This window comes from Micromonospora sp. C28SCA-DRY-2 (assembly GCF_030519475.1).
Lineage (GTDB): Bacteria > Actinomycetota > Actinomycetes > Mycobacteriales > Micromonosporaceae > Micromonospora.
This window is the reverse complement of sequence record NZ_JAUMKD010000001.1, coordinates 1,147,990-1,162,221: the sequence shown is the minus strand read 5'-3', so window position 1 is coordinate 1,162,221 and position 14,232 is coordinate 1,147,990. Positions and strand designations below refer to the sequence as shown.

Here is a 14,232-nt window from a genome sequence, read left to right as displayed (position 1 = left end):
GGCATGATGTGCGGGTGATTTACGCCGTCATCCCGGCGGGCGGCAGCGGCACGAGGTTGTGGCCGCTGTCCCGCGCCGGCCACCCCAAGTTCCTCCACCCGCTGACCGGCACCACCGCCTCGCTGCTGCAGGCCACGGTGGAGCGGCTGGCGCCGCTGACCAGCCCCGAGCGCACCCTGGTGGTCACCGGGGCCGCGCACGTGGCCGCGGTGGCCCGCCAGCTGGCCGGCCTGCCGGAGGAGAACATCCTGGTCGAGCCCTCGCCGCGGGACTCGTGCGCGGCGATCGCGCTGGCCGCGGCGGTGATCGCGCTGCGCGACCCGGAGGCGGTGATGGGCTCGTTCGCCGCCGACCACCTGATCGCCCACCCGGAGCGCTGGGTGGCGACGGTCCGCGAGGCGGTCCGCGGCGCCGAGCAGGGGCGGCTGATGACGGTGGGGATCACCCCGACCCGCCCGGAGACCGGCTACGGCTACCTGCAGACCGGCGACCCGGTCGGCGACGGCCCGATGCGCCCGGTCACCGAGTTCAAGGAGAAGCCGAGCGCCGAGGTCGCCGAGGCGTACGTGCGCTCCGGGCACCACCTCTGGAACGCCAGCATGTTCGTCTGGCGGGTGGACGTCTTCCTCGCCGAACTGGCCCGGCAGCAGCCGGCACTGCACGCCGGGGTCACCGCGATCGCCGCGGCCTGGGGGACCGAGGAGCAGGACGACGTGCTCGGCACCGTCTGGCCGACGCTGCCCCGGATCTCCGTGGACTACGCGGTGATGGAGGGCGCGGCGGCGGCCGGGCGGGTGGCCACCGTCCCCGGCGAGTTCGGCTGGAACGACGTGGGCGACTTCCACACCCTCGGCGACGTGCTGCCGGCCGACGCCGACGGCAACGTCGTGCTGGGCGCGGCGAAGCCGGGGGTGCTGCTGCGGGACAGCAGCAACCTGGTGGTGGTGCCGAACTCCGGCCGGCTGGTGGCCACCGTCGGGGTGCACGACCTGATCGTGGTCGACACCCCGGACGCGGTGCTGGTCTGCCCCCGCGACCGGGCGCAGGACGTCAAGAAGGTCGTCGACGAGCTCAAGGAGCGGGGCGAAGAGGGGCTCGTCTGAGGGCGGCCAGGGCCGGCGCGACGAGCTGTGCGGTCCCGCCGGCCAGCGGCTGCGGCAGCCGCTCCGGCGGGAACCAGCCCAGCGCCTCCGACTCGTCGCTGACCCGTTCCACCGCGTCGGGCGGGGCGACGACGGCGAACCGGACGTCGTAGTGCAGCGAGCCGCCCTGGCAGGCCACCGGGTGGATGTCCACGTCGATCGGCACCGGGTCGACCCGCAGGCCGGCGATCCCGGACTCCTCGGTCGCCTCGCGCAGCGCGGCGCCGGCGAGCGTCCGGTCGGCCGGCTCGCAGTGCCCGCCGAGCTGCACCCAGCGCCGGAACTTGCCGTGCAGGCAGAGCAGCACCCGCTCGCCGGTCGGGTCGAGCACCAGGGCGCTCGCGGTGACGTGCCCGGCGCGGTGCGCCCGGCTCATCGCCACCGGCCCCGCGCCGAGCAGGTCGAGGGTGCGGTCCCGGGCCGCGGCGGCGGCCGCGCTGGTCGGGGCCCAGCCGGCGAGCACGGCGAGCGCGTCGGCGTGCAGCGCCGGGTGCCCGGCCGGGTCGGTGGTGCGGGTGGCGGTCGGTGCGTCCGGCATCCCGACACTGTACGAGCCGCCGGTTCGTACCCTGGCCGGGTGACCCTGCGACTGCTCGAGTTCGTGGTCGGCGGCAACGAGGCCAGCGACCTGCTGCCGGTCCGCTCCGCGGCGCTGCTGCGCGCCCACGGTGCCCGGCGCGGGTTCTGGACGGTGCTCGACGAGGGCCCGGTGGAGCACTGCCTGGCCCTGCTGCTGGAACTCGACGACGGCCGGTGGACGGCCCACCACGTCAGCGCCGACGCGGGGACGGAGAACGGCCGGACCGAGGACGGCGAGGCGCTCGCCCACCACGACGGTTGGGTCTACGTCTTCGGCTCGCACTTCGGCTCCAAGGGCGGGCCGCTGCGCCCGCGGCGCGCCTTCGTGGCGCGGTTCCGGGAGGACGACGCGGCCACCGGGGTGCTGCCGGTGCGGGTGGTGCGCAACCGCTTCCGGCTGCACCGGGCGGTCAACGACGCGCTCACCAAGGCGGCGTTCACCCCGCTGCCGCTCGGTGACCGGGTCCGGTCCCGGTTCGTCGAGGCGACCCTGGCGCGCGGCACCGCCCGGGCGAAGGGCTGGGTGAACCGGCTGACCCCGGACGACCTGCCGCTGAACGTCGAGGCGGCGGCGTTCACCCCGGCCGGCACGGTGCTGCTCGGGCTGCGGTTCCCGGTGACCGTCGACGGCGAGCCGATCCTGGTGGAGCTGGCCGGTGTGCCGGAGATGTTCGCCGACCCGCCGGCCTGGCCGACCGCGGTGGCCGCGTACGCTCTGACCGGGGTGACCCCGCGCGGCGCGCTCACCGGCTTCCGGGCCTTCGCCCCGACGCCCGACGGCGGGTACGCGGCGGTGATCGGCTCGATCGACGCGCTGGGCAAGGGCTCGGTGCTGCTGGACGACCATCCGGCCGGCGGGGACGTCACCTCGCGGCACGTCCGGTTCCGGCTGCCCCCGCAGGGCCACCTGGTCACCGGCGAACTGGTGGCCGACCTGGCGCCGTTCCACCACGTGGAGGGGCTGGCGGAGCTGGACGGGCGGTGCTATTACGTCACCGACGAGGACCACCGGGTCGCACTCTGGGTCGGCTGAACCGGCGGGTCAGCCGGGACGAGACGACCGGACGGCACCCCTGCGGAGCATGGGCCGCAGACCCTCGTGGTGCCGCCCGGTCACCGGTTCCTCCCCCGGTCCCGGCGCCCAGGGCACGTGGCGCGTCGTCGACGCGCCGGCCTCGTCGGGCATCTGGAAGCATGCCTAACCGTCCCCGGAGGCGTCGAGGTTTTTCAGCCCACGCTTAAAGATGGAGATAAGTGCCGGCCAGGTACAGTGCGAAGGGTCGCCCGCCATCCCCCCTGACCCGGCGGCGCGGGAGCGCACCATGCTGAAGATCTACTTTTCCGGGGAGGACATCCTCCGGACCCGGGTCGCCCCGGGCGCGGACCCGGTCTGGGAGTTGGTCCTCAGCCTGCACCTGCTACAGGGACGCAGCCGTGACCCGCTGATGGCCAACTGGCGGCGCTCGGTGGCCCAGGGGCTGCGCCAGGAGAGCGCCTCCGAACGGCTCCGCCTGCTGCTCGCGCTGAACCCGCCGCGCGGCTACTTTCCCGACTTCCTGACCCCCTACCAGAGCGTCGACGGGTTCGAGGCCGGCCTGGACGCGGTCCGTGGCACGCCGATCCCGCTGCTCCAGCGCGACCTGACCCTGCTGGCCGCCGGCACCACCCTGCCCGAGACGGCGTCCGCGCTGGCCCGGGGCGAGCCGGAGGCGCTGCGCCAGCTCACCGCCGCCATGGAGCAGTACCGGTCGCTGGCCATCAACCCGTACTGGGCGCGGATCCAGGCGGCGGTGGAGGCGGACCGGACGCGCCGGGCCCGGGCCCTGCTCGACGGCGGGGTCGAGGGGCTGCTGGGCAGCCTGCGGCCGGCGATGCGCTGGGAGTCCGGCATGCTCGAGGTACGTGACTATCCGGACAGCCGGGAGCTGCACCTGGACGGGCGCGGGTTGCTGCTGGTCCCGTCGTTCTTCTGCGCGCGTACCCCGGTGGCGCTGCTCGACCCGGCGCTGCCGCCGGTGCTGGTCTACCCGGTCGACCGGCTGGGTGGCCTGGAGCCGGGCGGGGCCGGGTCCGCCGCCGGCCGGGAGGCGCTGGCCGCGCTGCTCGGCCGCACCCGGGCCGCGGTGCTGGAGGCGAGCGACGACGGCTGCACCACCGGCGAGATGGCCCGCCGGTTGCGGATCTCACCGGCCGCCGCGAGCCAGCACGCCACCGTCCTGCGCAACGCCGGCCTCCTGGTCAGCCAGCGCGACCGCAACACCGTCCTGCACACCCTCACCCCCCTCGGCCGCGCCATGCTCGACGCCTGACCCACCCCACCCGGGTCGACGTGCGCCGATCATGAAGCTGTCGCCGGTCGCCTCGGCGGGTCGCGACAACAACTTCATGGCCAACGGGGCGGGAGCGGGTCAGAGGGCGAGGGCGGCGGTGGCGGTGGTGTGGGCGGGGGGCGGGAGGAGGGTGGAGCCGATGCCCTCGGCGGCCAGCGCGGTGCGCAGGCGTTGCAGGTCGGCGCCGAAGCGGACCAGGTCGGCCGGGGCGACCGGGGTGGCCGGGGCGCCGAGCACCAGGGTGCTGGCGTCGGCCGGCCAGCCGGGCACCGCGGCGACCAGTCCGGCGCGTACCTCCTCGTCGGTGACCAGGGTGAAGGTCGTGCCGGGGGCGACCACCTCGGCGACCGCGGCGATCGCCCGGCGTACCGCGGCCGGGTCGGGCGGGGTGGCGCCGGGGCCGTCCGGCAGGGTGGCCGCGGCGGCCAGCCCGGCGGCCCGCGCCTCCGCGGTACCGAGCGAGAAGAGGTCCATCGAGGCGTCCCGGACCAGCGTCGCCGCGCCGGCCCCGTCGTCCGGCCCGGCCGCGTGCAGGTAGCCGCGCACCACCGCGACCGGGACCTGGTCGCACTTGCCCTTGACCAGCTCACCGGCGCCGGCCAACTCGTCGACCACCGCCATCTGGGTGAGCTGGAGCTCGTTGCCGTACGGGTCGGTCTCGCCCCGGTGGTCGCGGATCGCGTCCATCCCGGCCACGCCGAGCGCCACGTCGGTGAGCCCGTTGCGCCAGGGCCGGCCCATGGTGTCGCTGACGATCACCGCGACGTCGACGTGGTAGCGCTCGCGCAGCGCGGCCCGCAGCGCCCGGGCCGAGGCGTCCGGGTCCTTGGGCAGCAGCACCAGCCGGGTCTTGTCGACGTTGGACGCGTCGATCCCGGCCGACGCCATCACGAACCCGTGGTGGGTCTGCACGATCCGGGTGGTGCCCCGGGTCGCCACCACCCGCGCGGTCTCCGCGGCCAGCACCTCGTCCCGCGCGGCGAGCCGGTCCGGTCCGTCCGCCGGGACGTCCACCAGCCGCCCCTCCGCCTTGGAGACGATCTTGCTGGTCACCACCAGCACGTCGCCGTCGCGCAGCCAGGGCGCCGCGGTGGCGATCAGCGCCGCCAGGTCGTCGCCCTCGGTAACGTCGCCGATGCCCAGCACCGGCAGGATCTCCAGCCTCACGTCAACTCCACCGCGGCGCGGACCATTGCCGCCGTCGCCGCCTCGTCGGTCATCCGCAGCGGGACCGCGCGGACCGTCACCTCCGGCACCACGGTGCCCGCGTCCTCCTCGGCGACCAGCCAGCCGTCGAGCAGCCCGCCCGCGGCCCGGCCGCCGTAGAGCCGGCCCACGCCGGCCGCGCTGCACTCGACGCCGAGCACCTCCAGGCAGCGGTCGGCCATCCCGCGGACCGGCGCGCCACCGATGATCGGCGACACGCCGACCACCGGGGCGGGCCCGTCGGTCACCGCCTCGCGCAAGCCGGGCACCGCCAGGATCGGCGCGACGCTCACCACCGGGTTGCTCGGCGCGATCAGCACCACGTCCGCGCCGGCGATCGCCTCCGCCACGCCGGGCGCCGGCTTGGCCGTCTCGGCGCCGACGAAGACGAACCGGTGGGTGGGCAACTGGGCCCGGTACCGCACCCACCACTCCTGGAAGTGGATCGCCCGCTGGCCGCCGTCGAGGTCGACCACCACGTGCGTCTCCAGCCGGTCGTCGGTCGCCGGCAGCAGCCGTACGCCGGGCTGCCAGCGGGTGGCCAGCGCCTCGGTCACCGCGTGCAGCGGGTAGCCGGCGTTGAGCATCGTGCTGCGCACCAGGTGGGTGGCGACGTCCTTGTCACCCAGGCCGAACCAGGTCGGCTCGGCGCCGTACGCGGCCAGTTCCTCCTTGACCGTCCAGCTCTCCCCGACGCGTCCCCAGCCCCGCTCGGGGTCGGCGCCGCCGCCCAGGGTGTACATGACGCTGTCCAGGTCCGGGCAGACCTTCAAGCCGTGCAGCAGCAGGTCGTCGCCGACGTTGACCACGGCGGTCACCTCGGCGCCGACCTCCCGCGCGTACGCCCGGACGCCGAGCAGGAAGCGGGCGCCTCCGATGCCGCCGGTCAGAACCACGATGCGCATGCCGACCATCCTCGCGCACGTGACGCCGTCGGTCCGCCGGAGGCCGGGGAGACTAGGCTCACGTCGGCAACTGTCCGCTTTCGCCCCCAGGGGGATCTTCGTGACCAGCCCCGCCGAGCCCGCGTCCACCGACGCGACCCGGGCCAGCCAGCTGACCAAGCCGTTCCGTGAACCGGCCGCCCTCGTGCTTCTCGGCGCGAACGCCGTGCTGCTGTTCGTCGGCCTGATCCGGCTGCTGACCCCGACCGAGTACGGCACCTTCACCGGCCGGGCCGGGAGCGCCTTCTACGCGTTCGTCGGCTGGGAGGCGGTGGTGCTGCCGGTGCTGGCCGTGCTGCTGGCCACGCACGTGCAGCCGGCGGTCGCCAAGGCGAAACTGATCACCCAGGTGGCGCTCGTCGAATACGCGGTCAGCGCCCTGTTCGGCGTGCTGACCTTCCTGATCTGGACGGTCGGCCGGCTGGCCGAGGGCGAGGTGCTCGACTCGCTGCTCGGCCTGCTCGCCCGGGTGGCCTGGCTGGCCGTCTTCGCGGTCGCCGCCTACGTCGTCTACACCGTCTGGCGCAAGCTCTACTACGTACCGAAGCCCAAGCCGCAGCCCGGCGTCTACGGCCAGCCCCAGCCCGGCTGGCCGCAGCAGCAGGGCGGCTACCCGGCGCCGGGGCAGCCCGGCGGTTACCCGGTGCCCGGCCAGCCCGGCGCCTACCCGGCCCCCGGCCAGCCGAGCGGCTGGACCGCCCCCGGTCAGTACGGCGGCCAGCCCGCCGCGCCGTACGCCCCGCAGTCGGCGCCCCCGGCCCCGCAGTCCGCGCCGCCGGCCAACCCGGTCCCCGGGTTCGGCCAGTCGGAGAACCCGGTCCCGGGGTTCGGGCAGCCGCAGTCGGCGCCGCCGTTCGGCCAGCCGCCCTCGGCCGACCCGACCCAGGCGATCCCGCGCCAGTCCGCCGAGCCGACCCAGGCCATCCCGCGCGACGGCGACAGCGACCGGACCCAGCGGATCAACCCGGGCGAGAACCCCGACCAACCCCGCTGACCCGGCGCCCCGCGCCGCACCACCACCCGCGCCCCGCGCCGCACCCGCGGCGCGGGGCGCGCCGCCTTCCACCCCCCTGTCCGCACCGTCGAACCAGGCCGAACGCCTGCACATTCACTGAACGAGGGGCCTCCCCCGTCGCTGAAGCCCCGCGTTCACTGAAAGAGCGGCCCGCCCCGTCGGCGCGGCCTGGCCCGTGCCCGCGCGGCGCTGCCGGTGCCGGTGCCGGGGCGTGGTCGCACGTTCACTGAAAGAGTGGCCTCGCGCGTCGCTGAAGCCCCTTGTTCACTGAAAGTGCGGCCCGCCCCCTCGCCGTGCCCGCCCCCGTCGGCGCGGCCGCGCCCCGGCCGGCCGGAGCCGGGGTGGGTGGGGAGTGGTGGGCGGGGTGGGGTTTCCCACCGGGTGGCCGGGGCGGGTGGGGCGGGGCCGATCACCGCATAGGCTGAGCGGATGGTTGATCGCACCGACCCGGGCCCGAGTGACGCGAGCGTGCGCCGGGCCCTGCGCCGGGCCGAGACCGGGCGGGCGCTGGACGTCGACGAGGCGACAGCACTGCTGAGCGCCCGGGGCTCCGCACTGGACGAGTTGCTCCGGATCGCCGCCGCCGTACGCGACGCGGGCCTGCGCGAGGCCGGGCGGCCCGGCGTCATCACGTTCTCCAAGAAGGTCTTCATCCCGCTCACCCGGCTCTGCCGGGACCGCTGCCACTACTGCACCTTCGCCACCGTGCCGCACCGGCTGCCGGCGGCCTTCCTGGACCGCGACGAGGTGCTGGCGATCGCCCGGGCGGGCGCGGCCCAGGGCTGCAAGGAGGCCCTGTTCACCCTCGGCGACCGTCCCGAGGAGCGCTGGCCGGCGGCCCGCCGCTGGCTGGACGAACGCGGGTACGACTCCACCCTGGACTACCTGCGGGCCTGCGCGGTGGCGGTGCTGGAGGAGACCGGGCTGCTGCCGCACCTGAACCCGGGCGTGCTCTCCTGGGCGGAGCTGCAACGGCTCAAGCCGGTCGCGCCGAGCATGGGGATGATGCTGGAGACCACGGCGACCCGGCTCTGGTCGGAGCCGGGCGGCCCGCACTACGGCTCGCCGGACAAGGAGCCCGCGGTCCGGCTGCGGGTGCTCGACGACGCCGGCCGGGTCGGCGTGCCGTTCACCACCGGCATCCTGATCGGCATCGGGGAGACCCCCGCCGAGCGGGTCGACGCGATCTTCGCGATCCGCCGGGCGCACCGCGAGTACGGCCACCTCCAGGAGGTGATCGTGCAGAACTTCCGCGCCAAGCCGGACACCGCGATGCGCGGCATGCCCGACGCGGAGCTGCACGACCTCGCCGCCACGGTGGCGGTGGCCCGGGTGCTGCTCGGCCCGAGGGCCCGGATCCAGGCCCCGCCCAACCTCATCGCCGGCGAGTACGACCTGCTGCTGCGCGCCGGCATCGACGACTGGGGCGGGGTGTCACCGTTGACCCCGGACCACGTCAACCCGGAGCGGCCCTGGCCGCAGCTCGACGAGTTGGCCGGGCACACCGAGAAGTCCGGCTTCACCCTGCGCGAGCGGCTGACCATCTACCCGGAGTACGTCCGGGCCGGCGACCCGTGGCTCGACCCGCGGCTGCTGCCGCACGTGACAGCGCTGGCCGACCCGGCCACCGGCCTCGCCGTCGAGCAGGCCCGGCCGGTGGGCCGCCCGTGGCAGGAGCCGGATGAGGTGTTCGGCGGGCGGACCGACCTGCACGCCACCATCGACACCACCGGCCGCACCGGCGACCGGCGGGGCGACTTCGACAGCGTCTACGGCGACTGGTCCGAGGTGGCCACGAAGGTCGGTGCCGCGCCGGCCGGGTCGGGCGGCGGCGACGCCGACCTGCGGGCCGGGCTGCGGCTGGCGGCGGACGACCCGGGCGCACTGCTCGACCCGCGGCACACCGACGCCGCGCTGGCGCTCTTCGCCGCCGACGGGCCGGCGCTGGACGAGCTCTGCCGGCTGGCCGACGACGTCCGCCGGGACACCGTCGGCGACGACGTGACCTACGTGGTCAACCGCAACATCAACTTCAGCAACGTCTGCTACGTGGGGTGCCGGTTCTGTGCCTTCGCCCAGCGCGAGCGGGACGCGGACGCGTACCGGCTCTCGGTGGACCAGGTCGCGGACCGGGCCGAGGAGGCGTGGGCGGCCGGCGCGACCGAGGTCTGCCTGCAGGGCGGCATCGACCCGAAGCTGCCGGTCACCGGCTACGCCGACCTGGTCCGCGCGATCAAGGCGCGGGTGCCCGGGATGCACGTGCACGCGTTCTCGCCGATGGAGATCGTGACCGCCGCCGCGAAGGCCGGCGTGCCGGTGCGGGAGTGGCTGGGCCTGCTGCGCGACGCCGGGCTGGACACCATCCCGGGCACCGCCGCGGAGATCCTCGACGACGAGGTGCGCTGGGTGCTCACCAAGGGCAAGCTGCCGGCCGCCGCCTGGGTCGAGGTGGTCAGCACGGCCCACGAGCTGGGCATCCGGTCCAGCTCCACGATGATGTACGGCCACGTCGACCATCCCGGTCAGTGGCTGGCGCACTTCCGGGTGCTGGCCGGCGTGCAGGACCGCACCGGCGGGTTCACCGAGTTCGTGGCGCTGCCGTTCGTGCACACCAACGCCCCGATCTACCTGGCCGGCATCGCCCGGCCCGGGCCGACCTGGCGGGAGAACCGGGTGGTGCACGCGATGGCCCGGCTGCTGCTGCACGGGCGGATCGACAACATCCAGTGCTCCTGGGTCAAGCTCGGCGACGAGGGCACGGTGGCCATGCTCCGCGGCGGGTGCAACGACCTCGGCGGGACGCTGATGGAGGAGACCATCTCCCGGATGGCCGGCTCCGCCAACGGGTCCGCCCGCACCGAGGAGCAGTTGCGGGCCATCGCGGCGAAGGCCGGCCGGCCGGCCCGCAAGCGCACCACCGCGTACGGTCACCCGCGCCCGTAGCGTCGAACCTTTCCCCGCCGCCGGCCGTACCACTGGATGCCGGCGGCGGTCGCGGCGAGGACCGCCGCCGGCATCCCCCGCAGGGGCCCGGCGGCGTCGTTCCGCGGCGCGGCGCCGGCCCTGGTCCGCCACCCGGGCGCGCCCGCGCCGCAGCCGGAAAGGTTGCCCATGACCAGTGATCAGCGGAAGCGGCCCTGGCCGCGACTGACCCGCCGGCAGACGTTGACCGCGGCGGCCAGCGCCACGCTCGGCGCGGCCGCCCTCACCGTGCCGGGCCTGTCGGCCGCGCAGAACGCCCCGGAGGCGGGCGCCGACGAGCCGATCGTCGTGCACCTGCGGGACGCCGCCGCCGGGAGGCTGGACGTCTTCGTCGGCACCACCCGGATCGAGGTACGCGACCGCGGCCTGGCCGACCGGCTGCGCCGCGCCGCCGGCCGGGCCTGAGCGGAGGTTGGTCACATGTCCTCCCACCGCGAGGCACCGGAGATAGCCAAGGATCCGGTCGCCGACTCGTCCGACCTGTACGCGTTCGTCAGCCCCGACCGGCCCGACACGGTGACGCTGATCGCCAACTACGTGCCGTTGCAACTGCCGTCCGGGGGGCCCAACTTCTTCGAGTTCGGCGACGACGTGCAGTACGACATCAATATCGACAACGACGGCGACGGCCGCGCCGATGTCGTCTACCGTTTCGAATTCACCACCGAGATCACCAATCCGAACAGCTTTCTGTACAACACCGGCCCGATCGACTCGCTGGACAGCGAGAACTGGAACCGGCGGCAGTTCTACAGCCTGACCCGGATCGCCGGCGGCCGGGAGCACCGCCTGGCGCACAAGCTGCCCTGCCCGCCGTGCAACGTGGGCCCGCTCTCCACGCCGAACTACACCGAGCTGGTCCGGCAGGCCACGTACAGCCTCTCCACCGGCGAGCGGGTCTTCGCCGGGCAGCGGGCGGACGGCTTCTTCGTCGACCTCGGCGCGGTCTTCGACCTCGGTACGCTGCGCCCGTTCCAGCAGCTGCACGTGGCCGGCCGGAAGGTCTTCCGGGCCGAGGGCGAGCCGGTGAACGCGACCGACCGGATGAACGTGCACAGCATCGCGCTGCAGGTGCCGCTGGGCACTGTGCGCCGGCGGGCCAACCGTTACGGGGTCACCGACCAGGCGTCGGTGATCGGCGTCTGGACCTCGGCCGCGCGCCGGCAGGCCCGGGTGATCGGCAGCGAACCTGGCCGGGGCGTGGCGGCCGGGCCGTTCGCCCAGGTGTCCCGGCTGGGCAACCCGCTGTTCAACGAGGTCATCGTGCCGATGTCCAGGAAGGACCTGTGGAACTCGCTGCCGCCGACGGAGGACAAGCGGTTCGCCCAGTTCGTCGAGCAGCCGGAACTCGCCGCCCTGCTGCCGGCGCTCTACCCGGGCGTCTTCGCCAACCTGGACCGGCTGAACAAGGCCAAGAAGCCCCGGGCCGACCTGGTGGCGCTCCTGCTGACCGGCGTACCGGCGGGGCTGATCGACGGGTTCGCCAACGCCACCGGCGACATCCAGGCCGACATGCTCCGGCTGAACACGGCGATCCCGCCCAGCCGCCGGCCGGACCGGTTCGGCGTGCTCGGCGGCGACCTGGCCGGCTTCCCGAACGGCCGCCGACCCGTCGACGACGTGGTCACCATCGCGCTGCGGGCGATCGCCGGGCTGACCGTGCCGCTGGTCGACCGGACGTTCCGGCCGGACGCGGCGGCGGCAGCGGTCACCCCGGGGCTGAGCGCCGCCGACGTGACCGCCGGGTTCCTGCCGAACTTCCCCTACCTGGGCACGCCGTACGACGGGTTCACCAACCCGTCGGCGGCGGGGTGACGGGGGAGCGGATGACCGAGCACGCGTACGGGCCGTCGGAGACCGGCAGCGTCGTCCTGGACCTGGGCGGGGACACCGGGGCCCTGATCATCTACACCGGACGGGATCTGCACGGGCGGGAGATCGAGATCAGCCGCACCGCCGACTCGGCGGCGACCGCCGACGGCTCGCCGCGTACCCACTCGGCGGTGCGGGAGCGGCGGGTACGCGACGGCACCTTCCACAGTGCCGTCTACCCGGACCTGCCCGCCGGCCTCTATACCGTCTGGTGGGACGACCGTACGCCGGCCGGCGCGGTCACCGTCAGCGGCGGCTCGGTCGCCGAGTTCGTCTGGCCGACCAGGGTCCCGCCGGGTGGCGGCTGACCTCTGCCGGCTCGTCGGGCACCGCGCTCCGTCCACATTGTGGGCGGAGCGCGGTCGGCGTTTCCGGCTCGACGGGCGGCCCTGGCGAAGTCGGGTTAACCTGGCACCCATCAAGATCACCAACTTGGCGGGTGATCTCCCGGGAGTCCTCGCCGGCGCCCTCGTCCCGGGCCGGCGCGGAAACGCCACGGGAGAAAACTCGGGCAACTCGCCGGAGAGGGCGTTACTCGGTCGGGGTCTGAATCGATAGGGCAGGTTGCGAGGCCGGGTGGTCGCGGTGGCCGCCCGGATGCGTGTCGGGAGGGCGACTCCATTATCAAGTTTGGCTTGACGGCGCACGCATTACACGCGTGTAATTTGAATGGGGTTGTTCGCACGGAACGCAACAAAACGGGACCGGACGGACACGCACGCCTTTCGCGTGGGGGGTTGCAGCGGCGATGACGCCGGTGCGCGACAAGGAGGCATCAGATGGACGGCCAGCTTGAGGTGGCCGACCTGCTCGGAAACGCGCCGGAGTGGCAGGAGCGGGCGCTGTGCTCGCAGACCGACCCGGAGGCGTTCTTTCCCGAGAAGGGCGGTTCGACCCGCGAGGCGAAGCGGATCTGCTCGCGCTGCGAGGTCAAGACGGAATGCCTCGAATACGCTCTCGGTCACGACGAGCGGTTCGGGATCTGGGGTGGGCTCTCCGAGCGGGAGCGGCGCAAGCTGAAGCGGCGGGCCGCCTGAGCGGTGCCGGGCCGGGGCGGTGGGGGCCGCCCGGCTCGGGCCCGGGCGCCACGGCGTCCCGACGGGCGGTGACGCGCTCGCCCGGCCGGCTCCGGTCCGCGCTGGCGCGGGTCAGGCCAACTCGTCCGGGTCGACGCCGAGCAGGTTCGCCACCTGCTCGATGATCACGTCATGTACCAGGTCGGCGAGGTCCTCGCGGTCCATCGCGCGGAACTCCAGCGGGCGGCGGTAGAGCACGATCCGGGGCGGCACCTCCTGCCGGCCGGGACGGCCGGGCAGCAGCCGGGCCAGCGGCACCTCGCCGTCCTCCAGCACGTCGGAGTCGTAGACATTCAGCTCCGGTGGCACGTCCTCCACCGCGAACTCGACCCCGGCCAACTCCTTGGCGAACCGCCGCTCCAGCGTCTCGACGGTGTCCAGGACCAGGTCGTCGAAGACCTCCGCCTTGGTCCGGGCCAGCGGCACGGTCGCCGGCACCAGCCGTCCGCGCAGCCCGCGCCCGTGCCGGTCACGGTGGGCGCGCCGGCCGGAGCCGGGGCGGCGGTGTTCCGGGCTCGTCATGAGGCCAGGGTAGTCCCCGGGCCGGCCTGGCCTGCGGCAGTGCCGCCCCCGTGGCGCGGCGCGGCCACGCCGGGCGAATTGTGATCACCATGACGGGCGTGTCGCAACGCGAAGCGGTGCGCCGGAGCCGGTAATGGAGATACCCTGCCGCCGTGAGGTCACCACGGCGCTGCTCCCGTAACGGCTGCCCCCGGCAAGCGGTCGCCACATTGACCTATGTCTACAACGAGTCGACCGCCGTGGTGGGCCCGCTGGCGGCCTTCGCCGAGCCCCACACGTACGACCTCTGTGAGCCGCACGCCCGGAGCCTGACCGCGCCGCGGGGCTGGGACGTGGTCCGCCACGAGGGCGAGTTCGAGCCCCCGCCGCCCACCACCGACGACCTGGTCGCGCTGGCCGAGGCGGTCCGCGAGGCCGCCCGCCCCACCCCCCGTCCCCCCGAGGACGACCAGAACCTCCCCACCCCCGGCCACACCGCCCGCCGCGGCCACCTCCGCGTAATCCCCCCCAACCACTAACCCCCCCACCGCGCCCCCTCCCCCCGCGCCCGGGGTTCCCGCCGTT

At 74.7% G+C, this 14,232-nt stretch carries 14 protein-coding genes; 10 read left to right on the top strand and 4 right to left on the bottom strand.

What is annotated here, in order from left to right; genetic code table 11:
• Window positions 1-14 precede the first annotated feature (14 nt).
• Window positions 15-1,103 carry a mannose-1-phosphate guanylyltransferase gene (locus tag Q3W71_RS05375; RefSeq protein WP_302918153.1) on the top strand — a complete coding sequence of 363 codons (1,089 nt, stop codon included), beginning with the start codon at window positions 15-17 and terminating at the stop codon, window positions 1,101-1,103.
• Here the strand turns inward: Q3W71_RS05375 and Q3W71_RS05370 are convergent.
• Complete coding sequence (locus tag Q3W71_RS05370) at window positions 1,072-1,680, bottom strand: NUDIX hydrolase (RefSeq protein WP_302918152.1); 609 nt, start codon at window positions 1,678-1,680, stop codon at window positions 1,072-1,074. The genes Q3W71_RS05375 and Q3W71_RS05370 overlap by 32 nt on opposite strands.
• A 39-nt stretch (window positions 1,681-1,719) precedes the next feature.
• On the opposite strand from Q3W71_RS05370, the gene Q3W71_RS05365 reads away from it, so the two are divergent.
• Both Q3W71_RS05365 and Q3W71_RS05360 read left to right on the top strand, forming a co-directional pair.
• Window positions 1,720-2,754 (top strand): hypothetical protein, encoded by a 1,035-nt coding sequence (locus Q3W71_RS05365; protein ID WP_302918151.1) that lies wholly within the window; start codon window positions 1,720-1,722, stop codon window positions 2,752-2,754.
• 289 nt (window positions 2,755-3,043) lie between these two features.
• Window positions 3,044-4,030 carry a helix-turn-helix transcriptional regulator gene (locus Q3W71_RS05360; RefSeq protein ID WP_302918150.1) on the top strand — a complete coding sequence of 329 codons (987 nt, stop codon included), beginning with the start codon at window positions 3,044-3,046 and terminating at the stop codon, window positions 4,028-4,030.
• A gap of 99 nt (window positions 4,031-4,129) precedes the next feature.
• On the opposite strand, the gene Q3W71_RS05355 is transcribed toward Q3W71_RS05360, so the two are convergent.
• Together Q3W71_RS05355 and cofD are read right to left on the bottom strand one after the other, a co-directional pair.
• Window positions 4,130-5,218 carry a coenzyme F420-0:L-glutamate ligase gene (locus Q3W71_RS05355; protein ID WP_302918149.1) on the bottom strand — a complete coding sequence of 363 codons (1,089 nt, stop codon included), beginning with the start codon at window positions 5,216-5,218 and terminating at the stop codon, window positions 4,130-4,132.
• Entirely contained in the window at window positions 5,215-6,162 is a 948-nt protein-coding gene (gene cofD, locus Q3W71_RS05350) for a 2-phospho-L-lactate transferase (protein ID WP_302918148.1), read from the bottom strand. The genes Q3W71_RS05355 and cofD overlap by 4 nt, the downstream gene beginning before the upstream one ends.
• Window positions 6,163-6,262: 100 nt before the next feature.
• Here cofD and Q3W71_RS05345 point away from each other — a divergent pair, with 100 nt between their 5' ends.
• The 6 genes from Q3W71_RS05345 to Q3W71_RS05320 all read left to right on the top strand — a co-directional run bounded on the left by Q3W71_RS05345 (window position 6,263) and on the right by Q3W71_RS05320 (window position 13,107).
• Window positions 6,263-7,195 carry a hypothetical protein gene (locus tag Q3W71_RS05345; RefSeq protein ID WP_302918147.1) on the top strand — a complete coding sequence of 311 codons (933 nt, stop codon included), beginning with the start codon at window positions 6,263-6,265 and terminating at the stop codon, window positions 7,193-7,195.
• Between the two features lie 450 nt (window positions 7,196-7,645).
• Window positions 7,646-10,159, top strand: a complete 2,514-nt coding sequence (locus Q3W71_RS05340; protein WP_302918146.1) for a bifunctional FO biosynthesis protein CofGH — start codon at window positions 7,646-7,648, stop codon at window positions 10,157-10,159.
• 168 nt (window positions 10,160-10,327) lie between these two features.
• Entirely contained in the window at window positions 10,328-10,603 is a 276-nt protein-coding gene (locus Q3W71_RS05335) for a hypothetical protein (RefSeq protein WP_302918145.1), read from the top strand.
• 15 nt (window positions 10,604-10,618) lie between these two features.
• The gene (locus tag Q3W71_RS05330) at window positions 10,619-12,013 is read left to right on the top strand and encodes a DUF4331 domain-containing protein (protein ID WP_302918144.1); all 1,395 of its coding nucleotides are present in this window, start codon (window positions 10,619-10,621) and stop codon (window positions 12,011-12,013) included.
• Between the two features lie 11 nt (window positions 12,014-12,024).
• Complete coding sequence (locus Q3W71_RS05325; RefSeq protein ID WP_302918143.1) at window positions 12,025-12,378, top strand: phospholipase; 354 nt, start codon at window positions 12,025-12,027, stop codon at window positions 12,376-12,378.
• 471 nt (window positions 12,379-12,849) lie between these two features.
• On the top strand, window positions 12,850-13,107 hold the full coding sequence (locus Q3W71_RS05320) for a WhiB family transcriptional regulator (RefSeq protein WP_007455784.1): 258 nt from the start codon (window positions 12,850-12,852) through the stop codon (window positions 13,105-13,107).
• Window positions 13,108-13,218: 111 nt separating this feature from the next.
• Here the strand turns inward: Q3W71_RS05320 and Q3W71_RS05315 are convergent, their stop codons facing one another.
• Window positions 13,219-13,668, bottom strand: a complete 450-nt coding sequence (locus Q3W71_RS05315; RefSeq protein WP_076471216.1) for a metallopeptidase family protein — start codon at window positions 13,666-13,668, stop codon at window positions 13,219-13,221.
• Window positions 13,669-13,820: 152 nt separating this feature from the next.
• On the opposite strand from Q3W71_RS05315, the gene Q3W71_RS05310 reads away from it, so the two are divergent.
• A complete protein-coding gene (locus Q3W71_RS05310; protein WP_302918142.1) occupies window positions 13,821-14,186 on the top strand; it encodes a DUF3499 domain-containing protein in 366 nt (121 codons plus the stop codon).
• The last annotated feature ends 46 nt before the right edge of the window (window positions 14,187-14,232 follow it).

Excerpts from the sequence above, each read along its gene's own strand:
- Q3W71_RS05315 (WP_076471216.1), bottom strand. The coding sequence starts at position 13,668 with ATGACGAGCCCGGAACACCGCCGCCCCGGCTCCGGCCGGCGCGCCCAC.
- Q3W71_RS05340 (WP_302918146.1), top strand. The coding sequence starts at position 7,646 with ATGGTTGATCGCACCGACCCGGGCCCGAGTGACGCGAGCGTGCGCCGG.
- Q3W71_RS05360 (WP_302918150.1), top strand. The coding sequence starts at position 3,044 with ATGCTGAAGATCTACTTTTCCGGGGAGGACATCCTCCGGACCCGGGTC.
- Q3W71_RS05325 (WP_302918143.1), top strand. The coding sequence starts at position 12,025 with ATGACCGAGCACGCGTACGGGCCGTCGGAGACCGGCAGCGTCGTCCTG.
- cofD (WP_302918148.1), bottom strand. The coding sequence starts at position 6,162 with ATGCGCATCGTGGTTCTGACCGGCGGCATCGGAGGCGCCCGCTTCCTG.
- Q3W71_RS05370 (WP_302918152.1), bottom strand. The coding sequence starts at position 1,680 with ATGCCGGACGCACCGACCGCCACCCGCACCACCGACCCGGCCGGGCAC.
- Q3W71_RS05335 (WP_302918145.1), top strand. The coding sequence starts at position 10,328 with ATGACCAGTGATCAGCGGAAGCGGCCCTGGCCGCGACTGACCCGCCGG.
- Q3W71_RS05320 (WP_007455784.1), top strand. The coding sequence starts at position 12,850 with ATGGACGGCCAGCTTGAGGTGGCCGACCTGCTCGGAAACGCGCCGGAG.
- Q3W71_RS05330 (WP_302918144.1), top strand. The coding sequence starts at position 10,619 with ATGTCCTCCCACCGCGAGGCACCGGAGATAGCCAAGGATCCGGTCGCC.